This is a genomic window from Leptolyngbya sp. FACHB-1624 (assembly GCF_047649235.1).
Lineage (GTDB): Bacteria > Cyanobacteriota > Cyanobacteriia > Leptolyngbyales > Leptolyngbyaceae > Leptolyngbya > Leptolyngbya boryana.
This window is the reverse complement of the sequence record NZ_CP180258.1, coordinates 6,291,943-6,313,984: the sequence shown is the minus strand read 5'-3', so window position 1 is coordinate 6,313,984 and position 22,042 is coordinate 6,291,943. Positions and strand designations below refer to the sequence as shown.

General features: G+C 44.4%; 24 protein-coding genes. 19 read left to right on the top strand and 5 right to left on the bottom strand.

Going from position 1 to position 22,042, the window contains the following annotated elements:
* The first annotated feature begins 8 nt into the window (after window positions 1-8).
* Complete coding sequence (locus ACMUEV_RS30010; protein ID WP_348251529.1) at window positions 9-1,274, top strand: ATP-binding protein; 1,266 nt, start codon at window positions 9-11, stop codon at window positions 1,272-1,274.
* Between the two features lie 5 nt (window positions 1,275-1,279).
* Here ACMUEV_RS30010 and ACMUEV_RS30005 read toward each other — a convergent pair whose 3' ends face one another.
* From ACMUEV_RS30005 to ACMUEV_RS29990, 4 genes are all read right to left on the bottom strand, one after another.
* Window positions 1,280-1,729: a GNAT family N-acetyltransferase gene (locus ACMUEV_RS30005; RefSeq protein WP_190650032.1), complete on the bottom strand. Its 450-nt coding sequence runs from the start codon at window positions 1,727-1,729 to the stop codon at window positions 1,280-1,282.
* Window position 1,730: 1 nt separating this feature from the next.
* Window positions 1,731-2,285: a chlorite dismutase family protein gene (locus ACMUEV_RS30000; RefSeq protein WP_190650034.1), complete on the bottom strand. Its 555-nt coding sequence runs from the start codon at window positions 2,283-2,285 to the stop codon at window positions 1,731-1,733.
* A 71-nt stretch (window positions 2,286-2,356) separates the two neighbouring features.
* Window positions 2,357-2,779, bottom strand: coding sequence for a hypothetical protein (locus tag ACMUEV_RS29995; protein ID WP_190650037.1), 423 nt, complete (start codon window positions 2,777-2,779; stop codon window positions 2,357-2,359).
* Window positions 2,780-2,789: 10 nt separating this feature from the next.
* Window positions 2,790-3,200, bottom strand: a complete 411-nt coding sequence (locus ACMUEV_RS29990; RefSeq protein ID WP_190650039.1) for a DUF5367 family protein — start codon at window positions 3,198-3,200, stop codon at window positions 2,790-2,792.
* Between the two features lie 342 nt (window positions 3,201-3,542).
* Here ACMUEV_RS29990 and msrA point away from each other — a divergent pair, with 342 nt between their 5' ends.
* The 14 genes from msrA to ACMUEV_RS29920 all read left to right on the top strand — a co-directional run bounded on the left by msrA (window position 3,543) and on the right by ACMUEV_RS29920 (window position 17,686).
* Window positions 3,543-4,304, top strand: coding sequence for a peptide-methionine (S)-S-oxide reductase MsrA (gene msrA / locus ACMUEV_RS29985; RefSeq protein ID WP_242044327.1), 762 nt, complete (start codon window positions 3,543-3,545; stop codon window positions 4,302-4,304).
* 5 nt (window positions 4,305-4,309) lie between these two features.
* A complete protein-coding gene (locus ACMUEV_RS29980) occupies window positions 4,310-5,350 on the top strand; it encodes a glucokinase (RefSeq protein ID WP_190650041.1) in 1,041 nt (346 codons plus the stop codon).
* Between the two features lie 15 nt (window positions 5,351-5,365).
* A complete protein-coding gene (locus ACMUEV_RS29975; RefSeq protein WP_190650043.1) occupies window positions 5,366-8,254 on the top strand; it encodes a bifunctional transaldolase/phosoglucose isomerase in 2,889 nt (962 codons plus the stop codon).
* A gap of 31 nt (window positions 8,255-8,285) precedes the next feature.
* Window positions 8,286-9,275, top strand: coding sequence for a phosphogluconate dehydrogenase (NAD(+)-dependent, decarboxylating) (gene gnd / locus ACMUEV_RS29970; protein WP_190650045.1), 990 nt, complete (start codon window positions 8,286-8,288; stop codon window positions 9,273-9,275).
* A complete protein-coding gene (gene zwf, locus ACMUEV_RS29965; RefSeq protein WP_190650047.1) occupies window positions 9,272-10,774 on the top strand; it encodes a glucose-6-phosphate dehydrogenase in 1,503 nt (500 codons plus the stop codon). Before gnd ends, zwf begins: the two co-directional genes overlap by 4 nt.
* On the top strand, window positions 10,771-11,748 hold the full coding sequence (gene fbp, locus ACMUEV_RS29960) for a class 1 fructose-bisphosphatase (RefSeq protein ID WP_199329411.1): 978 nt from the start codon (window positions 10,771-10,773) through the stop codon (window positions 11,746-11,748). Before zwf ends, fbp begins: the two co-directional genes overlap by 4 nt.
* Window positions 11,749-11,782: 34 nt before the next feature.
* A complete protein-coding gene (locus ACMUEV_RS29955) occupies window positions 11,783-12,754 on the top strand; it encodes a class I fructose-bisphosphate aldolase (RefSeq protein ID WP_190650049.1) in 972 nt (323 codons plus the stop codon).
* On the top strand, window positions 12,726-13,166 hold the full coding sequence (locus ACMUEV_RS29950; protein WP_017285551.1) for a PadR family transcriptional regulator: 441 nt from the start codon (window positions 12,726-12,728) through the stop codon (window positions 13,164-13,166). Before ACMUEV_RS29955 ends, ACMUEV_RS29950 begins: the two co-directional genes overlap by 29 nt.
* A 138-nt stretch (window positions 13,167-13,304) precedes the next feature.
* Entirely contained in the window at window positions 13,305-13,640 is a 336-nt protein-coding gene (locus ACMUEV_RS29945) for a pentapeptide MXKDX repeat protein (RefSeq protein WP_190650051.1), read from the top strand.
* Window positions 13,641-13,679: 39 nt separating this feature from the next.
* A complete protein-coding gene (locus tag ACMUEV_RS29940; protein WP_190650053.1) occupies window positions 13,680-14,291 on the top strand; it encodes a thioredoxin family protein in 612 nt (203 codons plus the stop codon).
* Complete coding sequence (locus ACMUEV_RS29935) at window positions 14,288-14,980, top strand: cytochrome c biogenesis CcdA family protein (protein ID WP_190650055.1); 693 nt, start codon at window positions 14,288-14,290, stop codon at window positions 14,978-14,980. The genes ACMUEV_RS29940 and ACMUEV_RS29935 overlap by 4 nt, the downstream gene beginning before the upstream one ends.
* Window positions 14,981-14,992: 12 nt before the next feature.
* Complete coding sequence (locus ACMUEV_RS29930; protein WP_190650057.1) at window positions 14,993-15,592, top strand: cytochrome b/b6 domain-containing protein; 600 nt, start codon at window positions 14,993-14,995, stop codon at window positions 15,590-15,592.
* Between the two features lie 13 nt (window positions 15,593-15,605).
* Window positions 15,606-16,307, top strand: coding sequence for a molybdopterin-dependent oxidoreductase (locus ACMUEV_RS29925; protein ID WP_190650059.1), 702 nt, complete (start codon window positions 15,606-15,608; stop codon window positions 16,305-16,307).
* A gap of 272 nt (window positions 16,308-16,579) precedes the next feature.
* Entirely contained in the window at window positions 16,580-17,686 is a 1,107-nt protein-coding gene (locus tag ACMUEV_RS29920) for a sensor histidine kinase (protein WP_190650061.1), read from the top strand.
* Window positions 17,687-17,714: 28 nt separating this feature from the next.
* Here ACMUEV_RS29920 and ACMUEV_RS29915 read toward each other — a convergent pair whose 3' ends face one another.
* Entirely contained in the window at window positions 17,715-18,389 is a 675-nt protein-coding gene (locus ACMUEV_RS29915; protein WP_017285558.1) for a response regulator transcription factor, read from the bottom strand.
* 243 nt (window positions 18,390-18,632) lie between these two features.
* On the opposite strand from ACMUEV_RS29915, the gene msrB reads away from it, so the two are divergent.
* From msrB to ACMUEV_RS29895, 4 genes are all read left to right on the top strand, one after another.
* The gene (msrB, locus tag ACMUEV_RS29910) at window positions 18,633-19,121 is read left to right on the top strand and encodes a peptide-methionine (R)-S-oxide reductase MsrB (protein ID WP_190650063.1); all 489 of its coding nucleotides are present in this window, start codon (window positions 18,633-18,635) and stop codon (window positions 19,119-19,121) included.
* 54 nt (window positions 19,122-19,175) lie between these two features.
* A complete protein-coding gene (locus ACMUEV_RS29905) occupies window positions 19,176-20,234 on the top strand; it encodes an aromatic ring-hydroxylating oxygenase subunit alpha (protein WP_017285560.1) in 1,059 nt (352 codons plus the stop codon).
* A 303-nt stretch (window positions 20,235-20,537) separates the two neighbouring features.
* Entirely contained in the window at window positions 20,538-21,335 is a 798-nt protein-coding gene (locus tag ACMUEV_RS29900; RefSeq protein WP_190650065.1) for an SDR family NAD(P)-dependent oxidoreductase, read from the top strand.
* 1 nt (window position 21,336) lies between these two features.
* Window positions 21,337-21,912: an NADPH-dependent FMN reductase gene (locus ACMUEV_RS29895; protein WP_190650067.1), complete on the top strand. Its 576-nt coding sequence runs from the start codon at window positions 21,337-21,339 to the stop codon at window positions 21,910-21,912.
* Window positions 21,913-22,042: the final 130 nt, after the last annotated feature.

The window sequence follows — 22,042 nt, the reverse complement described above, 5'->3', positions numbered from 1 at the left end:
GGTAACAGATGATGTCTAAGTCTCAGCCACCCGTGAATTCTGCTAGTTTTATGCCTACTGTCTCTCCCGAATTAGAAATGGAGTATTTGACGACGTTAAATTATCGATCGGGCGATTTGGCTGCCTATTTAACTGAAATTTCACGGAGCGTGAGTCGATTGATTCAGTCGGATTGGACGATCGTGACGCTTTGCCAAGGGGAGACCGGGCAAATCATTGCAAGCAATCTTGAGATGCGGCGGGAAAGTGCTAGCTTCAGCGTTCATCGCACCCTGGCAGCAGAAGTGGTTCAATCCGTGCGATCTCTGGTCATCGAAAACCGCCAAGATATGCGGGATCACAATCTTGCAAGTGAGTATCACGCCTATCTGGGAGTGCCGCTAAAAATGAGGAACCAAGCAGCAATTGGCACGATTTGCTCGTTTTTATGTCACCCCCGCTCATTTACAGAAGCTGAAGTAAAGATGGTTGAATTATTTGCTGAGCGAGCAGCAACCGCGATCGAGAATTTTTGGCTCTATCAACATCAGCTACAAGTTAATCATCAACTCTCTCAAGAGGCAGCAGCTTGCTCAATTGACTTGAAGCGATCGCAAGGTCAACTGATTGAGCAAGAACGGTTAGCCGCAATTGGTGAGTTTACAACAATGATTGTCCATGAAGTGCGAAATCCACTGACTACGATCGAACTGGGCTTGAGATACGCTCAAAAAGTATTGCAGCCTGATTCTGACCAACAGCGTCTTAACCTTGCTTTAAAGGAATCTGAACGACTGAAGCATCTTCTCAATGACATTCTGTATTACGCAAAGCCGCAAACTTTAAAACTCTCAAGACTCAATCTCAGTCTGTTTCTAGATGAATTTCTGCTTCAGGTTCAAGATGTACCTGAAGCAGTTGACCGCCGAATCAAGTATACTAACAGCCTTCCAGAAGTTGCAGTGATGGCAGACCTTGATAAGTTAAAGCAAGTATTCTTGAATTTATTTCGGAACGCATTTGAAGCGATCTCTCCCCAGGAAGCTGTCGATTGCTCAATTCGCCCAGGCATCAATGTAAATTCGATTTGCATTGAGATTCACAACGGTGGCACTCCGATTCCATCAGAGCTACTGCCCCAAATTGGAACTCCATTTTGCTCAACTAAGCCTTCTGGAACAGGACTAGGACTAGCAATTTCAAAACGGATTATTGCGGCACATGGCGGGGAGCTAATAATTGAATCATCTGTATCAGGAACCAAAGTAAGTGTGTATCTCCCGATGAATCTATGAATTGGCTACAAGCTAACTGACATTAAAACATATTGCTCACGATTCTCAAATTTTGAATTGCGGTAAAGTTTTTGAGCGCTTAGATTCGACTGCAAAACTTCGAGGTGAATTGCACCAATACCAAGCGCTTTTGCAATGATCTTAATTTGTTCTAAGGTATGTTTGCCAAGACCTTTTCCTTGAAAATCGGGTCTGATGTAAAACTCATCAATAAACGCATCTTTTCCGCCAAATTCAATACTATAACCAGTACAGAGTGCAATGTAACCGACAACTTGACCTCTACAACAAATCAACCAAATTCCGCCAAGTTCCGCATGTGTAAGCAGCATCTTGACGGAATTCTCTCTTCGAGAGTCTGCAAGCTGCAAATCTGCAACTGCGTGAAACTCTTGAACCAGTGGCAGCAAAATTTCTAAATTCTCGATCGTCGCGATCTTAATCTCTGCTTCCATTTCACTCCAGATCACGTTCTAGACGAATTTCAACTTCGCGTTCTACATACTCCCATTCTTTGCTTGCCCGCATCCGCACCAGTAACTCATCAAATGCCTGAGTATGTTCTGGCGCGAACTCAAACCAAGTTAAAAAATCAAACGGTTCTCCTAAGTCTCGGCAGTGCATTAACCGACGAGCAACCCCCGGAAGATACTCCAATCCAACTGCTGTGTGATGAGATTCTTCCTCGAAAATGGCACGTCGTTCATCCTGTGCCATTTCCCACCACTGAGCCGATTTCTTAATGGGAATGAGTACTGCGATCGTAGCTTCTGCTCGATTCAATCCGGGCTGTACCGCTTGAAGCATAGTAATCTCGTCGCGCTTTGCATACCGGACATTGCTAGTAAAGCTTTGTAGCATCCACAAGCTATCTGAGGGAAGCTCTGTAATGGCATCGTTCACAACATTGACCCGTTCAACAGGAGCTAAGCTGTTCCCGATCATTCCTTGCATTTTGGTAACGCGCCATCCGCCCTGCTTGCCCCCAACAAATGAGAATCGGTTGTTCATAGTTCTTGCTCAAATCGATTTAAAGTAGCAAATAGCTGTGCAATCTACACTACTGCTTTTGTACAATTTTTTCAGTCTTTCAGTACACCGCTCTGCAACACTGGCAATAAAAAAGTCAGCACATATGCAAGGTTAGGAATCGCATTGCGCCAGAACCCGGTGGCGATCGATAAAGTGGTGTCGATCGTTGCCCAGGTCAACACTGAAACGATGACTAATATCCAGATTGGCTTGCTCGCAGCTTTGTCAAGTTGGTTCACGGCTTGCATTGTGGCAAACAAGGTGATGCCCCAACCGATTGATACGGCTCCGAGTACCGCCAAACTAAAGCGCATATGTGGGTCAAGATTGAGTTCTCCAGGGCCATTCAGCAGTTGAAATACGATCCGAGTTGGTTCGCTAGTTGCTTCTAAAGCCCCTGCTGCTAGCGTAATTCCAAATAAACCAATTCCGATGCACCAAGCGGTCATCCAATTTTGCCAAAATCTTGACATTCATTTTCTCCTAGTTTTCTACATTCAAATAGGATTGCCAATATCCGATCGCTAAACCGACTCCAACACCCCAGAGAAGCCAAGCAGCCGCAAGTATCAGTTGTGTAAGCTCAAGCCCATACCAACTCTGAAACCAGGTGAGTCCAATCCCATCTAATAGCAGTGCTGTTATCGACATCAGCACAACTCCACCAAGCAAATCTTGTCCCTTCGTGTTACTGACCACTGCGCCGATTTTGACAAAAATCCATGAGATTGGCAGGGCACTCGTGAATAGAAACAAAAGCCGAAAATTGCTTTTAACAAGCAGTAGGCTTCCTTCAAATCGAATTGCTAAAAAACCCTCCAGCCAAAATACTGCTCCCAGCACGACAAATAAAGCTGTTTTGAGCAATTTTCCATCTCGATATGTTTGAGTCATACTACTCTCTTACCTATTTAGTGACTAGCAATTTAGTCCAACCCTGATTCCTTGAGATTTGTTTTGGAGCGACTATGGTGCAATTTTGAAATTTTCGAGTAAGTGCTGTTTGAGGACATTATCGCTGAACAGACTAATATCATAGTAGACGATTAATTTCATTTGTAAAGTATATTTTTTACTGATTTTTGATAGCAGAATAGTGTAAGAAATAACCTGAAAGTAGATTGAAATATCTCAGGAAAATCTGTAGAAATTATCAGGTCATATTCATCTGCTTCTCAGGCAAGTCGCGCAAGATAGAAACTATCCCAACCTCACCTGACAGAGAAGGTTAACGCTATGAGATATCAACCGTTTTCGTGGATTCGCCCTTTAATGCTTGCTTCCTCTGTCGTTTTGCTTGCTGCGATCGCGATTTCACTCAGTAGCCGAATAACACTCCGAACACCATCTTTCAATTCAAGCCTTCCATCCGATACTAACCTTGTTGCACTTCCTGATCCAGAGATCGATATTGCTGTTCCAAGCAACCTGAATCAGCAGACGATCGTGCTAGCAGGTGGATGCTTCTGGGGGATAGAAGCAATCTTTGAGCAGTTAAAGGGCGTTTCCCAAGTGGTCTCTGGCTATTCAGGAGGAAGTGCTGAAACTGCAACTTACAGCCAAGTTAGTTTAGGTAAAACACAACATGCAGAGGCTGTAAAAATCACCTACGATCCGACTCAAATCTCCTATGGTCAACTGCTGAAAGTTTACTTTGCTGTCGCACATGATCCGACCCAACTGAATCAGCAATTGCCCGATCGTGGATCTCAATACCGATCTGCAATCTTTTTCACAACTCCTGAGCAGCAACAAGTTGCACAAGCCTACATTCAGCAACTTGATCAAGCACAGCGCTTTCAAAAACCGATTGTGACGCAAGTTGTGCCTTTGCAGAAATTCTATGAGGCGGAAACTTATCATCAGGATTTCGTCCAGCATAATCCGAACTATCCCTATGTCATAGTTCATGATTTGCCCAAGCTTAAACGACTTGAGAAGCAGTTTCCTGAACTCTATCGAGATCAAATCAAGCTATCAAGCCTTTATTCGAGGTAAATGCCGTGATCATCCTAACCGGAGATGTCGGAGGAACAAAGACAATTCTGCGCTTCTCAGAAGTTACTCCACAATCGTCCCAAATTTTATGTGAAGGTCGATATCGCAGTCGAGATTTCTCAGATTTGACTGAGGTGCTCTCCAAATTCTCAGCAGAAGCGATCGCAAAGCTGAATCGACCGATCAGAGCGGATGCAGCTTGTTTTGCGATCGCAGGACCTGTGATCAACAATACGTCACATCTCACAAACCTCGGCTGGATTTTAGAAGTGTCTCGCCTGACTCAAGAAACGGGCATTCCAAATATTGCATTGATAAACGATTTTGAAGCCGTCAGCTATGGATTACTTGATCTAACTCAGGCTGATTTATCTACGATTCAAGTCGGGCAATCAAGACCTTGCGCACCAATTGCAGTCATTGGTGCAGGTACTGGCTTAGGAGAAGGCTTTTTGCTCCATCATACTAGGAGCAACCGTCAAGTCTATGCGTCAGAGGGTGGACATGCAGACTTTGCTCCACAAACTGAACTAGAATGTCAAATGTTGCAATATTTACTCAAGCGATCTCCAACTCAGCATGTTTCTGTTGAGCAGGTCGTTTCTGGAAATGGAATTTTAGCAATCTACCAATTTTTGCGATATCACACTGGGCTAGACCAACTTCTCCCTGAAGAAGATATCGACTTAACCTCTAAAATTACTGAAGCAGCGCTGAATGCACAAGACCCTTTAGCGGAGAAAGCATTACAGATATTTGTCAAAGCCTATGGTGCAGAAGCAGGAAATTTGGCGCTAAAGCTTTTGCCATATGGAGGTATCTATATTGCAGGGGGGATTGCCGCTAAGATTTTGCCCCTCATGCAAGAGGGAACTTTCCTTAAAGCATTTCTTGCAAAAGGCAGAGTGAGTGCACTACTAGAGCAAATTCCTATCCACATCGTCTTAAATCCCTATGTCGGTTTGATAGGGGCAGCACGATATCTCAAGGAAACAAGACATCAGGCTAATTCAAACAATCATTGTTCGCTTATTGATCTAAGCTAGGAGGAATTTTAAGCTATGACTCGATCTCTCGTACAGTCTGACAATCATCCCATCACCTCGCTCCAGTCTCTACATTACTATGGACAATCGATTTGGCTAGATTACATTCGTCGCAGTCTCATTACTAGTGGCGAACTTCAAGAATTAGTCGGTTCTGGTAAAGTTCAGGGTGTGACTTCTAATCCTGCTATCTTTCAAACGGCGATCGCTGGAAGCAGTGATTATGATCAAGTTTTGAATGTGCTCGAAAAGGTTCAGGATCGCGATGCATTATCAATCTACGAAGAACTTGCAATTGCTGACATTCAAGCGGCGGCTGATATTTTACTTCCAACCTACATTCGTACTCAAAAGCAAGATGGCTACGTGAGCTTGGAAGTTTCTCCCTATCTTGCTGACAAGACTGCTGAAACGATTGCAGAAGCGCATCGACTATGGCAAGCGGTTGCACGTCCTAATTTGATGATCAAAGTTCCGGCGACTCCTGAGGGAATTGCTGCGATCGAAGCACTGATTGGGAATGGCATAAATGTTAACGTAACCTTGCTATTTTCTCAATCGGCTTATGAAAAAGTCGCTGATGCTTATCTGGCAGGATTAGAGAGATTTGCAGCGCAAGGAGGACATGTCAGCCAGGTTGCGAGTGTTGCCAGCTTTTTTATTAGTCGAATCGATACCGCGATCGATGGATTACTCAATGCTCAACTCAGCGCGAATTCAGATTCTCATACCTGCAATTTCCTAAGAGGTCTATTAGGAAAAAGCGCGATCGCGAATGCAAAATTGACTTATCGCAAGTATCAGCAGTTATACACCAGTCCTCGCTGGCAAAAATTAGCAGAGAAAGGCGCTCATCCTCAAAGACTGCTGTGGGCCAGTACAGGCAGTAAAAATCCACATTATCGAGATGTGGTTTATGTTGAAGAGCTGATCGGAGCAGATACAGTCAATACAGTACCACCGGTTACATTGGCAGCATTTCTAGATCATGGTCAGCCTCGCTTGAGTCTGCCAGAACAGATTGAAGCAGCAGAAGCTGTTTTATTAAAGTTAGAACAGGTGGGAATCTCACTCTCACAAATTGCAGATCACCTGCTCCAGCAAGGCATAAAGCTTTTTCAAGACGCATTTGATGCACTTCTTAGTGCTGTCGCTCGAAAGCGCGAGACGATACTAGGAGATCAAATTGATCGCATGACCTATCGTCTGCCTCCTGCACTTGATGAAGCGGTTCAAATGCATCTATTTGAATGGCGGCAGAGTGGAAAAATTCGCCGTTTGTGGGCGCAAGACGCGTCACTCTGGACAGATACGGATGAAAATTACTGGCTCGGCTGGCTTGGAATTACAGATAATCAACTGGCTCATCTGGATCCTCTGAAGCAAGTTGTTCATGCTGTGCGATCGCGCGATTTTACCCATGTTGTACTGTTGGGAATGGGCGGTTCTTCTCTTGGTCCTGAAGTGATGAAGCAGACATTTGGCAAGACTCCAAACTTCCCAGAATTGCATATACTCGACTCGACTGATCCTGCCCAAATTCGAGCAATTGAAAGCAGAATTAACCTGCCGCGAACACTGTTTATTGTCTCTAGTAAATCTGGCAGTACTTTGGAACCTCATATTTTCAAGCAGTATTTTTTCGACCGAGTGCAACAAATTGTTGGAGTAGAAGCAGCAGGACAACAGTTCATTGCCATTACTGATCCTAGTTCTCAACTTCAGCAGATTGCAATCAACGATCGCTTCTATCAAACATTCCTGGGATTACCTTGCATTGGTGGACGCTATTCTGTGCTGTCTAACTTTGGTATGGTTCCTGCTGCACTCATGGGAGTCGATATTGCAAGATTTTTACGCCTAACGGAAGAAATGGTACATTCTTGTGCGCCTTCTGTTCCTGCTGAAGATAATCCAGGTGTCGTTCTTGGAACAATTTTAGGGGTGCTTGCTAATCAAGGATACGATAAAGTTACTTTGACGACCTCTCCCAGCATTGCAAGTTTGGGGGCTTGGTTAGAGCAACTTCTAGCAGAATCAACCGGCAAGATTGGGAAAGGAATCATTCCAATCGATCAAGAGGCACTCTCTACACCTGAAAAGTATGGTAGAGATCGATTATTCATCTACATTCGCTTGGAATCTGCACCCAATTTAGCTCAAGATGCTGCGATCGCTCTTTTAGAACAATCAGGATTTCCAGTGGTCAGAATCGCAGTCGCGACTCCTGAGCATTTAGGACAAGAATTTTTCCGATGGGAAATCGCAACCGCAGTAGCAGGAGCAATTCTAGAGATCAATCCTTTTGACCAGCCTGATGTAGAAGCGAGTAAAATTGCAACAAAGCAGCTCATGCTAGACTATGAAAAAACTAGGATTCTTTCTACAGCAGAGCCGCTCACTACGCAACTAGAAATTCAGATATATTCGGCTCCACATGACAAGGATGCCTTCGCAAAAGCAGCGATCGAGAACTCTTTAACAAGCTATTTGCGATCGCATTTGAATCGGCTGAAACCTGGAGATTATTTTGCGCTCTTGGCTTACATCGAAATGAATCCTGTGTATTACGAGTGTTTGCAAGCAATTCGCCATGCAATTCGGGATGCTAAACAAGTCGCAACTTGTCTAGGCTTTGGACCAAGATTTCTCCATTCCACAGGGCAAGTCTACAAGGGTGGCCCAAATACAGGGGTATTTCTACAAATTACGAACGAGCCTGAGAATGATCTTGACATTCCTGGACAGAACTATAGCTTTGGAGTCGTCAAAGCAGCTCAAGCACAGGGTGATTTTCAGGTTTTAGCAGAACGCAATCGTCGATTACTTAGGTTGCATCTGAGCCAGAATACACAGGCAGATTTAGAGCTTTTACAGACCGCAGTACGTATCGCATTGATTTAGTTGATATTGAAGTCTTTGACAGGAGAACAGAATGCAAATTGGTGTTTTCGGACTGGGACGCATGGGCGCAAATATTGTCCGTCGCTTGCTCAAACATGGGCATGAATGTGTGGTGTTTAATCGCAGTTTGGACAAAGTGAAGCAGCTTGTTACTGAAGGGGCGAAAAGAGCAAATACGCTTGACGAATTCGTTGAGCAATTAGCAGCTCCGCGCGTGATCTGGTTGATGTTGCCATCAGGCGTTGTGACTGAAGAAAGCCTTTTAGAGGTCGCCGCAAGGTTGTCTCCTGGAGACATCATCATTGATGGAGGCAACTCTTACTACAAGGATGATGTGCGTCGAGCAAAATGGCTTCACGATCGTAGTATTCACTATATTGATGTTGGAACAAGTGGCGGCATTTGGGGGCTAGAGCGAGGCTACTGCCTGATGATTGGTGGAGAAACCTCTATCGTTCAGAAGCTCGATCCAATTTTTGCATCTCTTGCACCTGGAATCGGTAGTATTCCTCGGACTCCTGGACAAGCGCAGCTAAATTCTACAGCAGAGTTAGGGTATTTACATTGCGGTTCGCATGGAGCAGGACATTTTGTAAAAATGGTTCACAACGGCATTGAATATGCCTTGATGCAATCTTATGCCGAAGGTTTTGACATTCTACGAAATGCAAATTCTCCAGAAATCTCTGAATCTCATAGCTATGATTTCAATGTTTCTGAGATTGCAGAGGTTTGGAGACGTGGCAGTGTGGTGGGATCGTGGCTGTTAGATCTTGCTGCGATCGCATTAACTGAAAATCCATCGCTCTCTAATTACACTGGGTATGTCCAAGACTCTGGAGAGGGACGTTGGACGATTATGGCAGCGATCGAATCTGCCGTTCCAGCAGAAGTTTTGTCTGCTGCATTGTATGCTCGATTTCGCTCCAGACAAGATCATACCTTTGCTGAAAAGATGTTGTCTGCTATGCGTCAGCAGTTTGGAGGGCATGTTGAGCCAGTTGCGGAGCTATCGCCATGACGAAATCTCCATCTATTCCGCCTTGTACGATCGTCATTTTTGGAGCCGCCGGAGACTTGACCAAACGCAAGCTCATTCCTGCTTTGGGGAATTTAGCAAAGGGTCATCTACTACCGGAAAACTTTGCGATCGTTGGAGTCGCGCGCGCTTCCATGAATCATGAAGAATTCCGTCAAGCGATGAACTCTGCAATGCAAGAGCTTGCTCCTTACCTTGAATCTGAGCAGCGAGATTGGTTATGCAAGCGGCTCTACTACCTCTCAGGCGAATTCAAGCAGGCTGAAACCTACGATCGACTGCAACAACTCCTGGATCAAATTGACCACACCCATCATACTCAGGGTAACTATCTCTATTATCTTGCGACTGCTCCTGAGTTTTTCTGCGAAATTATCTGGCAACTCCACTCCTTAGGACTTGTTGACGAAACAGCAGGTCAATGGCGACGTGCAATTCTCGAGAAACCATTCGGGCATGATCTCATCTCAGCCCGCGTGCTCAACCAAACTTTGAGCAAGGCTCTAAAAGAACATCAGATTTATCGCATTGATCACTATCTAGGCAAAGAAACGGTTCAAAACATTCTCGTCTTTCGGTTCGGTAATGGCTTATTTGATCCGCTGTGGAATCATCGCTACATCGATCATGTACAAATTACCGTAGCTGAACAAGTTGGAGTTGAGAATCGAGGGGGTTACTATGATGTGACAGGGGCATTGCGAGACATGGTTCAAAACCATCTCTTTCAGTTACTCGCAATGATTGCAATGGAGCTGCCGATTTCTTTTGAAGCAGATGCAGTCCGAGATGAAAAGACTAAGCTTCTGCGATCGATTCGTCCACTTCAACCAGAGCAAGTTCTTACCGATACTGTCCGAGGTCAGTACAAAGCAGGAACTGTGCAAAACAAACCTCTAACTGCCTATCAGGATGACCCTAAAGTTGCTTCAGATTCAGTCACCGAAACGTTTGTCGCTCTGAAATTATTCATTGATAACTGGCGTTGGACAGGAGTCCCTTTCTATCTTCGTACAGGGAAAGCAATGGCAAAAAGAGTTAGTGAGATAGTCGTTCAGTTCAAGCAAGTTCCTCAAGTATTTTTTCGCCAAACTTCAATGGAGCAACCTACACCTAACCTAATTCGACTTAGAATTCAACCGAATGAAGGGATTCATGTCCAATTTGGTGCTAAAGTTCCTGGGCCTGTGATGAAAACGGGTGCGGTTGAAATGGATTTTTGCTATGCCAAGCATTTTGGAACCTCTCCAAGTACGGGCTATGAAACTTTACTTTATGATTGCATGATTGGAGATGCAACACTCTTTCAGCGTGCTGATACGGTTGAAATTAGTTGGGATGTGATCACACCAGTCCTGGATGTGTGGCAATCATTGCCCCCACGCAATTTCCCGAACTACACAGCAGGCAGCTGGGGACCACAGGAATCAGACGCTCTACTGCAACAGGATCAGCGACATTGGTGGGAGGTAGGGACATGATTACACAAGCAATGACCCTTGATCGATATCTTTGGCAGCAGCAAAAAGCCTTCAATATTCCAGTAGAACTCTCGATTCTAATCAGCCAGATCGGTTATACTGCAAAGATTCTAACTCGTGAAATTAGCCGTGCCGCCTTGGTTGGACAGCTAGGGTTAGTCGGAGATAAGAATGCAACCGGGGACGCTCAAAAAAAACTCGATGTTTTCAGCAATCAAACTATCATTGAAGCCTTCTCAGACACAGGGCTAGTAGCGGCTCTAGCTTCTGAAGAGCTTGAAATGGCAAAATTTATGGATTGTCGCAATCATACGCCTTATGTTCTGTGTATTGATCCGCTGGATGGCTCCTCTAATATCGATAGTAGTGGAGCCTTGGGAACCATTTTTGGTGTTTATCAGCGCAAAACTTACAATGGATGCTGTAGCGTAGAGCAAGATATTTTGCGCTCAGGCACAGAGATGGTTGCAGCAGGCTATATTCTTTATGGTACGAGTACAGTTTTGGTTTGCACCTGTGGTCATGGGGTCAATGGATTTACACTCGATACAAGCTTGGGCGAATTTTTACTCTCTCACCTGAACCTTCAATGCCCAAGTGAAAGTAAATACTACAGCGCAAATCTCAGCTATGCCCAAGAATGGCAACCGCACATTCAGAAACTCATTGTTCATCTCAATCAGCAACATACCTCATTAAGATATAGCGGTGCGCTCGTTGCAGACGTCCATCGGAGCTTGATTGAGGGCGGGGTTTATCTCTATCCGTCAACTCCTGACTATCCTGATGGCAAACTCCGACTGCTCTACGAATGTGCGCCCCTTGCTTTTATTGTCGAGCAAGCTGGGGGAATGGCATTAACCGAGACAAAGCGTGTTTTAGAGCTTCAACCTCTATCAATTCATCAGCGATCGCCGTTAATCATTGGCAGCAAGGCAACTCTGACACTTTACGAACAAATGCTGCCAGCGTAGACTGTAATACCTCAAACCTACTAAGGAACTTCCAATGACTCAACGCATCCAAGAGATTCTGAGTTGGTATGGTAGTGACAATCCTGGAACACTAACCAATCTCGCTCGTTTGCTCAATCACGGTAAGCTTACAGGGACAGGGAGACTCGTAATTTTACCTGTTGATCAGGGCTTTGAACATGGACCTGCTCGCAGCTTTGCGCTCAATCCACCTGCTTATGATCCGCTTTATCATTTTCAGCTCGCGATCGATTCTGGCTGTAATGCTTATGCTGCACCCCTTGGTTTTTTAGAAGCAGGTGCGCGCGAATTTGCGGGTCAAATTCCATTGATTCTCAAAGTCAACGATCACGATCTGCTCCTGAATGAAACTGATCCTGATCAAGCAATAACAGGCAGTGTTCAAGATGCCTTGCGATTGGGCTGTGTTGGGATCGGATTTACCATTTACCCAGGCTCATCTCATCGCTTAGAGATGTATGGACAAATCCGTGCTTTAGCCGAAGAAGCAAAGCGCCACGGCTTAGTTGTTATTATCTGGTCTTATCCGCGTGGAGCAGGACTGAGTAAGGCTGGAGAAACTGCGATCGATGTGACTGCCTACGCTGCTCATATTGCGGCTCAACTTGGCGCACACATTATTAAAGTTAAGCTCCCTTCAGAGCATATCGAGCAAGATGAAGCGCGTAAAATCTATCAAGCACAAAACATTCCTATTACAACGCTGGAAGAGCGAGTCAGGCATGTGGTGCAATGCACGTTTAACGGACGGCGCATTGTGATTTTCTCAGGTGGTGCGTTCGACAGCGATCGTGCCTTACTCGATGAAATTCATGCTATTCATGCAGGAAATGGATTCGGTTCGATCATTGGGCGAAATTCATTTCAGCGATCGTATCCTGAAGCCTTAAAATTACTTGATTCAATCACAGAGATTTACAGCAGCACCGCGACTCATTCTGCTAATCGCCAAAGTAATGCAGCAACAACAGTACTTAAGCAGTAACATTCGTATTGATCTCCAAATGTCAAACACTCAGCAATCCCTGACCTTGCAAGATATTTATCAATTTTTTCAGGCTCCGCCAGTCATCTTTCTCAATCAGGAGCTAACAGTTTGCTATGTGCTGTCAGTGTTACTGTCAAAAGGGGAATCTTACGGGGCTGAGCTTGTCCAGAAACTTAGGAATGACCATGTAGGCTACCGACTGTCTGACACAATCTTACAGAGTTCAATACGATTTCTAGAACGTGAAGGAATGGTCGTAAGCTATTGGAAGAAGCCAGCAAAACGCGGTCGTCCTCGACGAATCTACCAAGTTGTTTCAGAAAAACAACAGAAAGCACAAGACCTTGCACAACTATGGCGAGATTATATTGAGAATAAGTCCTCTATTCTCAGCCAATTCTCAGACTAAACTCAGCAAATTTTAGGGCTATATTCATGCACAGCTTAGTTTAGTCCCCCATACTCCAAAGAGTAGCAGGCGCTTGAGTGTTTGCCATTCGAGTGAATAGCACAGTTTAGAACTTATATCATATGGGTAGTGAAAACCATGAAAACAATTGCTTCTCTGATTATTCTAGCTTCAGTGGGTATGCTTGTCGCTTGCTCCACTCCCAATAGTCAAAAGCCCGCTACAACTAACCCAGTTCAGCCTGATGCCATGAAACAAGGCGATGCCATGAAGAAAGATGGTGATGCCATGAAGAAAGATGGTGATGCGATGAAACAGGGTGATGCGATGAAGAAAGATGGCGATGCGATGAAACAGGGTGATGCGATGAAACAAGGTGATGCGATGAAACAAGGTGATGCGATGAAACAAGGCGATGCTATGAAGAAAGATGGTGATGCCATGAAGAAAGATGGTGATGCGACAAAGCCATAGTGTTATCAGGGCGATCAATTCTCACTTTTGGTAAGTTTTATGGGTAGAATTTTCCGGCAGCGTCGTCAGCTTCTTCTTTACTTAGGGTTGGGTGTGGTCGGTGCTGGAGCTACTGCCCTAAAACTCAAGCCTAGCCAAGATAAGCAATCTTTCATTGGACAACCCATCCTAGATCCCAAGCAAGATCTTGTCAGTGTGCAAGCATCTGGCAATCCATTACCCGACTTCCAGGGAATTCAGCAGTGGCTAAATTCAACTCCACTCTCGATCGCAGATCTCAAGGGCAATGTGGTTCTGATTCAATTCTGGACATTTGCCTGTATCAATTGCCAACGAACTCTCCCATACATTACTCGATGGCATCGCCAGTATGCAGCACAAGGCTTAAAAGTCATTGGGATTCATACCCCAGAATTCGCATTTGAGCGTGAGCCTAACAATATTCGGAAAGCTATCGAAAAGCATCAAATTACCTATCCAGTTCCAGTTGATAATGAGTACAAAACCTGGAAAGCTTATCAAAATGAGTACTGGCCTCATCTGTTTTTAGCTGATCGACGTGGGTTAATGCGGTACGACCATATCGGCGAAGGTGCATATGACACGACCGAGCAGATGATTCAAACCCTCCTTAAAGAGAGAGTGTTATGAATCCATCGACCCTTTCTATTCAGATTGCAATTTTGGCAGGGATCCTCACGATCCTCTCTCCTTGCATATTGCCAATTCTTCCAGTGCTTATTGGTCGATCGCTGCAATCTCATCGCTATGGTCCAATTGCTCTAATTTTCGGTTTAGTTGGAGGATTCGCTGTAGCTGGAAGTTTACTGGGAATCAGTACAAGCTGGCTAACAGGAATTGCGAACTTCTTGAGATACACTGCGATCGCAATCTTATTAGGGCTTGGACTTCTCACCCTATGCCCAAGCTGGAGCTATACTCTTTTGAGCTATTTCCCCACTCTGAAATGGGTTCAGAATTCTCCACGCATTGGATTGTGGGGCGAATTTTGGTTGGGGACTCAGTTAGGATTGTTGTGGACACCTTGTGCTGGTCCCGTACTCGGCGGGATTTTAGTGTTGGCGGCTGTACAACATCAAGCCATGAGCGCCTTTTGGTTATTGTTGGCATATGGATTGGGAGCTGCTCTACCCTTGCTGATGATTGCTTATGGTGGGCGAAAGTTGACTCAGCACTTGTTGAACTTACGATCGCAGAGTATGACCTTGCAAAAAATTGGTGGAAGCATTGTGATTTTGAGTGCAATCGCAATCTTACTAGGTTGGGATGTGCAAGTTCAACTCTGGCTCGCACCATTTTTCCCGAAAACTTCACTGTGAGGCACTGCGATCATGGAGACTGTAAAACGCCAAAAATCTCCTCCGACTCCTTCTCAAGCTTTACTCGCTAAGATATTCCACTGGACAAATTTGATTAGCCTGTTCATTATGCTGTTCAGTGGATTACAGATCTATAATGCGAATCCGGTGTTTGGGGGACGAGGCGGGTGGCATTTTCCTAGTTTTTTGACGCTAGGTGGATGGCTAGCAGGGGGACGGAATTGGCATTTTGCAGCGATGTGGATTTACTCACTCAATCTTTTGGGATACGGTATCTATGTTGGTTTGTCTCGCCGTTGGCAGCATCGATATGCTAGCAGTAGTGATGTTAAAGCACTGCGCGTTAGTCAAAATGCAAAACGTAAAAATTATGCGCTGCATCGAGTAGTTTACACTGCGATCGTTCCCATTCTCATTTTGTCGATCGCATCGGGTTTAGCGATGTATAAGCCTGCTCAGTTTCACGGTTTGTACAGTTTATTTATCAATTGGCAAACACTGCGAACAATTCATTTTATTACTGTTCCAATTGTTGTTGTATTCACAGCTGTGCATTCAATTTTGGCACTCAAAGTTGGCACAATTCGGCTTGTGAAATCGATGTTTATCTAGGAGTGATCGAACGATGTCTAAACCGATTTCTCGTCGTCAATTACTCCAGTGGTCTGGATTATCCGGAGCAGGTTTATTGCTCAGCAGTTGCGGTTCAAATTTTGGGACACAAGAAATCGGACAGGTCATTGAACCTTTGAACCAAGCGACACAATCTTTGCTGCTCAGCCAAAAGCCTGTGCCTGAATTTTCTATCCGTCAAGTTGAACCCGATAAATTACTGATTAATACTTTTGATCAAACGCCAAAAATCGATCCAGCCCAATATCGTTTAGAAATTTCAGGGGAAGTAAACCATCCGATGCAGTTGAGCCTTGCTAATCTCCAGTCGCTACCTTTTACCTCAATGGTGATTCAGCATGTCTGTGTAGAAGGATGGGCTGCAATTGTCCAATGGGGCGGAGTGAAGCTTCAGGATTTGTTGAAACTAGCACAACCAAAATTGAACGCCCGCTATGTTTACTTTAAGTCGGCTGATGGCTACTACGAAAGTTGGGATTTTGCCTCAGCAATGCATCCTCAAACCTTGATGGCATATCAGCATAATGGAAACCTGCTCTCAGTCGAGCATGGTGCTCCTTTACGTTTAGCTTCTCCGGTCAAGTTAGGGTACAAGCAAAGTAAATGGGTGACTCAAATTATCCTCACAGCGCAACTGATGCCTCAAAAAGGATATTGGGAAGATCAAGGATACGAGTGGTTTGGAGGACTGTGAGATCAATAAAAATATATATTTAGAATTTCAATTTAAGAAGATGTTTGAAAAGTCTCAGAAATCTCTTCACTCTGGTTGCTATCTTCCAGCCTGGTGCTAGTAGAACGAAGTCTACTGAAAGAATTAGAAGCCGACTATCATTATTTCTTCGGTTTATTGCAACAGACTTCGCACAGTTAGACCTGGATTTGCAAGTCGGGACGGGTGAGGTAATCAACTTTTCAAACACTCTCTAATCTAAAACGAACTCCCTCTACATATGAGTAAAGTTAATGAATCGGCCAGGGCAGGTTTCAAATGGGCAGAACAGGCGGAAAAGATTTGATTTCGCTTCATTGCAGTTTCGGCTTGCTGTCACTGTAATTGGAATTTGTGCGATCGCAATTGCGATCTATCAGCAATTGAGTCATTGGAGCATTCAGACTGTGCTGATGATGTACTCCGATCAGTTGACTGAAGCACAATTTCTGACGATCTCTAGTCAGTTGGTCAACCTGAGCTTGATTGTGATGATTGGAATGACGATCGCAACTTTAGCAGTAACCTGGCTCTTGTTGCGTCCCGTCAATCAATTGCAGCACTGGATACAGACCACAGCAACAAATTCCCAATCCAATCCCTTTACAACTAGAGCAATGCCAAGCGAGATTCGAGTCGTTGCTCAAGCATGGAGCGAGACGCTCAGTCAGAAAGCCGCCATCAAGCAGCAGCAGCGGCAATTTATTAGCAATGTTGCTCATGAGCTGCGATCTCCTCTCAGTGTGATTTATGGATACCTTCAGCGCACCGTCAAGCGTATTCCTATGTCTCTCAGTCAGGAAGAGAGCCTGAAAATGGTAACCGAAGAAGCAGAGCGAATGACCTTGATTCTACAAGACCTGATCGATCTTGCAAGAGCAGAGAGCTTAGATGTTTCGCTTCCTCAAGAGCCTCTGATTCTCAATGAGTTTGTGCGCAATATCGCAAATATGCGGGGTAAGTTTGATCATCCGAATATTCAGCTTGAAATTTCGCCGATTCCGATTCGCGTTCAAGCACGTCGGGATCACCTCATGCAAGTGCTAGATCACCTGATTGAGAATGCGATTCGATATTCTCAACCCGATTTACCAATTGTGATCCAGTTAACTCAAGAGAATGGTTGTGCTGTCATTCAGGTGAGCGATCGTGGCGAAGGAATTCCCCAGTCTGATCAAGTGTTGATCTTTGAACCTTTTCATCGCATTGATCCTTCGCGCAGTCGAGCCACAGGAGGAACCGGATTAGGACTGGCGATCGTCAAAATTTTAGTTGAGAAAATGGGTGGAACGCTTTCCCTTGATTCTGAACCCGGCATAGGTACGACCTTCATTGTTTCGTTACCCATGCTACGAAGTTGAGCAAAGAGGATTGATTATGATTCATTGACTATGATTCTCGGATAACATAGCCCACTCCACGTACGGTATGAATGATGCGTGTTTCACCTTGCTGCTCGAGTTTTAATCGCAAGTACCGAATGTAGACTTCAATCACGTTTGAATCCCCGCCAAAATTGTATCCCCAGACGTTTTCCAAAATCTGCTCTTTCGTAAAAACCTGTTGAGGATTCTGCATTAAGTAAGCGAGAAGATCAAATTCTTTGACCGTTAAATCGATTAAGCGATCTCCCCGTAATACTTGATGAGTCAGTCGATCCAATTTTAGCTCACCTACTTGCAAGATATTTTCATACACTTCTTGAGTTCGGCGAAGATGAGCACGAATTCGTGCGAACAGTTCTTCTACACTAAACGGCTTTGTAATATAATCATCTGCTCCAGCATCTAGTCCATCAACTCGGTCTTCTACTTCATTTTTTGCTGTCATCATGATGATTGGAATCTTGATTCCTGTGGTTCTCAATCGGCGGCAAAGTTCTATCCCAGACAGTCCCGGTAGCATCCAATCCAGAATGGCAAGATCTGGCAGAGATTGCCGTGCAATAGCAAGTCCAGTCATCCCATCGTGGGCTGTACTGACCTGATATCCTTCATTACTTAGCTCAAGTGAAATAAATTGTGCAAGTGCAACTTCATCTTCGACTAAAAGAATATGCGCCATAGCGGTAAACAATAAGCTGCTATCACTAGGAATTGAGCATAGAATATAAGCCTGAGCTATATCTGAAAGAATTCTGAAAACAAGCTGAGAAGCTCTAATTAATCTGAACTCTGTCGCCGCTTTTTACGCTCAAATATTTATTCTCATTGTTTTCTCAGGCAAGCTTTATCGAATTTAAACCTTCACTTCAGAAGTTTCTCAGTCCTGAATAGTTCAATGTACGAATCCCCGAACGACCGAACGATGAATAGACGATATTTTGTGCAAGCAGGTTTAGCGCTTGCAGGAACCGTTTGGGTATCCCATACCCTCCGCCAGAATCCAAAAAATATGCCAGAACGTTCATTTGAAATCATCAAAACTGAAACAGAGTGGCGCAATCTGCTAACACCAGAGCAGTTTTATGTCCTCCGCAAGCATGGCACAGAACGAGCAGGAACAAGCCCACTTGACAAACAGTACAGCAAGGGAAGCTATGTCTGTGCTGCCTGTAAACTTCCGCTCTTTACTTCAGAAACAAAATTCAATAGTGGAACAGGGTGGCCCAGTTTTCACACGCCGATTGCAAATGCGATCGCGACATCACCTGATTATACGATTTCTATTGCTCGCACAGAAGTTCATTGTCGTCGCTGTGGTGGGCATCTGGGGCATGTATTTCAAGACGGGCCTCGACCTACAGGTAAACGCTATTGCATCAACGGAATTGCATTAGATTTTATTGCAGGATAGTCCTGATAGACGACCTGACTACCACAGACAAACAATCGTATTCTTAACAAGAGCATGATAGAGCTTACACCTGCACTGTCAGAACACAGACTCAAAGGGCAAGTGCGCGAGATTGGCATCAACCCCAACTACTGGTATGCCGTAGCCTGGGCACATGAGATCAAGCCTTTGCAAATCCTTGCAATCACACTCTGGAATCAAGAGCTTGCTATCTATTGTGATGATCAAAACATTGTGAGAGCGGTAGAAAATCGCTGCCCACATAAAGGAGTAGCATTGCATCGGGGTGTTGTTCAGAGAGATGCAATTGTTTGTCCTTATCATGGCTGGAAATTTCAAAATGGACAATGCACTCACATTCCATATTTTCCAATTGATCAGAAGTTGCCGACTGCTTGTTTGAGAACTTTTCCTGTTCGAGAACAGTACGGTATTATTTTTGTTTTTCCAGGCGATCCAGCCCAAGCAGATCAGATTCCTCTCCTAGACATTCCGCAATATGCAAATCCCAACTGGTTAATGATTCCAGTGAGCGCACATTTTAATGCTCACTACACGATTTGCAATGAAAATACGATGGATGTTTTTCACGGATATCTGCATCGAAATCTACAGGGATGGTTTGATCCCGTATTGCTCAAGTTGGAAGAAGCGGAAGCTTCTGTCCGAGCCGATTATCGGGTGTCATATCGAGGAGCGATCGCAAGATTTTTAGGATTAAATGATACTTCTAAAGTGATCACTCGAACGATTTCAGTAAATTATCAATATCCTAACTACATCAATTCTCTGCAAGATTTGTCTTACCTCTATCTGATGCGATCGCCGATCTCTCAACACGAAAGTCGTTCATTCTCACTTCTGTTTGTTAACGTTCGCCTCCCAAAATGGCTCATTGCCCTATTACAACCTGTGCTAGAGCGTGTGATTCGCAACCGTCTATTTATGAGATTTTTAGCACAAGATATCGCAATGATTGAGAGTGAGTATGAGAACTATTTACGCGATCGTTCTCGACGATATGTAGAGGTAAATCCTGCAATTATCGCTCTACAAAGGGTGATGATACGCCAGTATAATTTTTCCCTGGATTGCAGCACAGGGGAATCTTGACTGTCTGGATCGAGGAATCGATCCTTGCATCTTGGATTGTGCCGAATCTGAGCGAGAAGCCAGGTGCGTCGGTATTTTACAACGATTTAGCGATCTAGACAATCGTGACACAAAGTTACTCTGACACTACCGTGGCTTGGACACTGAATGTGAAGCCTTCCAATATGAGAATCTGCTGAAAATCACCTAAGAATTTTTTCATTAAAATGTTAGCAATTTAAGCTGGAGTTCTTAGATAGAACTCATCTTTCAGCTTCTTCTCTCAGTCACAATGAATGACATTGTTGATTGAGGAAGTAAGATATGCGACTTGATGGAAAAGTTGCTTTAGTTACAGGCAGCAGTCAAGGGATTGGGCAAGAAATTGTTCTACATTTAGCAGCAATAGGAGCAGATGTGGTGATCAACTATCGATCTCATCCAGAAGGCGCTCAAGAAACGCTAGAAAAAGTTAATGCGATCGGAGGAAAGTGCTATCTTGCGGAATGTCCGCACTCACAAGCGTATTCAATTCAAGCTGATCTCGGTAGTGTTGACATGGTGCGAGAATTGATTACTGAGAGCATTGAGCATTTTGGCAAGCTAGATATTTTGGTCAACAATGCTGGAATTGAGAAACATGCTCCCTTCTGGGAAGTTACGGAAGCAGAGTATGATGCGGTGATGAATGTTAACTTGAAAGGCGTTTTCTTTGCTACGCAAACTTTTGTGCAGCATTTAATCGAAACAAACCGTCCTGGGAAAGTCATCAACATTAGCTCTGTCCATGAAGAATTGCCCTTTCCCAACTTTACAGCTTATTGTGCTAGTAAAGGCGGAATGAGAATGATGACTCGTAATCTAGCAGTTGAGCTAGGTGCGCTTGGGATTACGATTAACAATGTGGCTCCTGGTGCGATCGAGACTCCGATCAACACACAGCTTTTGAACAATCCTGAAAAATTACAGGCATTGCTGAACAACATTCCATTAGGGCGGTTAGGGCACACTCAAGATGTTGCATCTTTGGTAGCATTCTTGGCATCTGAAGACGCAAATTACATTACGGGCAGCACATTTGTGGTCGATGGTGGATTGCTTTGGAACTATCAGGAGCAGTAGTATGCGCAAAGCGTTATTTATTCCCGTGATTTTGGGGACATCTCGACAAGGTCGTCAGAGCGAATTGGTCGCTCAATTTGTGGTAGAGCAAGTTGCTGCGAGAGACGGAGTTGAGACTGAGTTAATTGATATTCGCACGATTGAGATTGCAGTTGATGATGCAGGTGAATCAATCAAAAATTCTCAGTTCTCCGCCACGATGGAACGTGCTGATGGCTTGATCATTGTTGTTCCAGAATATAACCACGGCTATCCGGGTTTGTTGAAACATGTATTGGATACTTGCCTCAAGGAATACATTCATAAGGCTGTGGGATTATGCGGAGTTTCAGCAGGTGCATTTGGTGGAACAAGGGTGATTCAGAACCTGCTGCCTGTGATGCGTGAGCTTGGATTAGTGACAACTTTCTATGATCTAAATTTTAGTAATGTTCAATCTTTGTTTGATGAAATGGGTCATTTGATTGATGAAGCGACTCAGATTCGTCGGCTCGATCGCTTTTTAGATGAATTGGTATGGATGTCAACAGTATTGCGATACGGACGGCAAAACCCATTGAATGCAATGGAGGAATAAACTCAACAGATTAATTGCCAGATTTAACGGTGAAGCAATTGAGAGTGGGAGATGCGATTGTTTCTTTGCATTTCTACCAGGAAGGTGAACAGACGCGATGGCAGGTGACTCAGTTAGAGGATGAACTCAC

Excerpts from the sequence above, each read along its gene's own strand:
- ACMUEV_RS30010 (WP_348251529.1), top strand. The coding sequence starts at position 9 with ATGATGTCTAAGTCTCAGCCACCCGTGAATTCTGCTAGTTTTATGCCT.
- ACMUEV_RS30005 (WP_190650032.1), bottom strand. The coding sequence starts at position 1,729 with ATGGAAGCAGAGATTAAGATCGCGACGATCGAGAATTTAGAAATTTTG.
- ACMUEV_RS30000 (WP_190650034.1), bottom strand. The coding sequence starts at position 2,285 with ATGAACAACCGATTCTCATTTGTTGGGGGCAAGCAGGGCGGATGGCGC.
- ACMUEV_RS29995 (WP_190650037.1), bottom strand. The coding sequence starts at position 2,779 with ATGTCAAGATTTTGGCAAAATTGGATGACCGCTTGGTGCATCGGAATT.
- ACMUEV_RS29990 (WP_190650039.1), bottom strand. The coding sequence starts at position 3,200 with ATGACTCAAACATATCGAGATGGAAAATTGCTCAAAACAGCTTTATTT.
- msrA (WP_242044327.1), top strand. The coding sequence starts at position 3,543 with ATGAGATATCAACCGTTTTCGTGGATTCGCCCTTTAATGCTTGCTTCC.
- ACMUEV_RS29975 (WP_190650043.1), top strand. The coding sequence starts at position 5,366 with ATGACTCGATCTCTCGTACAGTCTGACAATCATCCCATCACCTCGCTC.
- gnd (WP_190650045.1), top strand. The coding sequence starts at position 8,286 with ATGCAAATTGGTGTTTTCGGACTGGGACGCATGGGCGCAAATATTGTC.
- zwf (WP_190650047.1), top strand. The coding sequence starts at position 9,272 with ATGACGAAATCTCCATCTATTCCGCCTTGTACGATCGTCATTTTTGGA.
- fbp (WP_199329411.1), top strand. The coding sequence starts at position 10,771 with ATGATTACACAAGCAATGACCCTTGATCGATATCTTTGGCAGCAGCAA.
- ACMUEV_RS29955 (WP_190650049.1), top strand. The coding sequence starts at position 11,783 with ATGACTCAACGCATCCAAGAGATTCTGAGTTGGTATGGTAGTGACAAT.
- ACMUEV_RS29950 (WP_017285551.1), top strand. The coding sequence starts at position 12,726 with ATGCAGCAACAACAGTACTTAAGCAGTAACATTCGTATTGATCTCCAA.
- ACMUEV_RS29945 (WP_190650051.1), top strand. The coding sequence starts at position 13,305 with ATGAAAACAATTGCTTCTCTGATTATTCTAGCTTCAGTGGGTATGCTT.
- ACMUEV_RS29940 (WP_190650053.1), top strand. The coding sequence starts at position 13,680 with ATGGGTAGAATTTTCCGGCAGCGTCGTCAGCTTCTTCTTTACTTAGGG.
- ACMUEV_RS29935 (WP_190650055.1), top strand. The coding sequence starts at position 14,288 with ATGAATCCATCGACCCTTTCTATTCAGATTGCAATTTTGGCAGGGATC.
- ACMUEV_RS29930 (WP_190650057.1), top strand. The coding sequence starts at position 14,993 with ATGGAGACTGTAAAACGCCAAAAATCTCCTCCGACTCCTTCTCAAGCT.
- ACMUEV_RS29925 (WP_190650059.1), top strand. The coding sequence starts at position 15,606 with ATGTCTAAACCGATTTCTCGTCGTCAATTACTCCAGTGGTCTGGATTA.
- ACMUEV_RS29920 (WP_190650061.1), top strand. The coding sequence starts at position 16,580 with ATGAATCGGCCAGGGCAGGTTTCAAATGGGCAGAACAGGCGGAAAAGA.
- ACMUEV_RS29915 (WP_017285558.1), bottom strand. The coding sequence starts at position 18,389 with ATGGCGCATATTCTTTTAGTCGAAGATGAAGTTGCACTTGCACAATTT.
- msrB (WP_190650063.1), top strand. The coding sequence starts at position 18,633 with ATGAATAGACGATATTTTGTGCAAGCAGGTTTAGCGCTTGCAGGAACC.
- ACMUEV_RS29905 (WP_017285560.1), top strand. The coding sequence starts at position 19,176 with ATGATAGAGCTTACACCTGCACTGTCAGAACACAGACTCAAAGGGCAA.
- ACMUEV_RS29900 (WP_190650065.1), top strand. The coding sequence starts at position 20,538 with ATGCGACTTGATGGAAAAGTTGCTTTAGTTACAGGCAGCAGTCAAGGG.
- ACMUEV_RS29895 (WP_190650067.1), top strand. The coding sequence starts at position 21,337 with ATGCGCAAAGCGTTATTTATTCCCGTGATTTTGGGGACATCTCGACAA.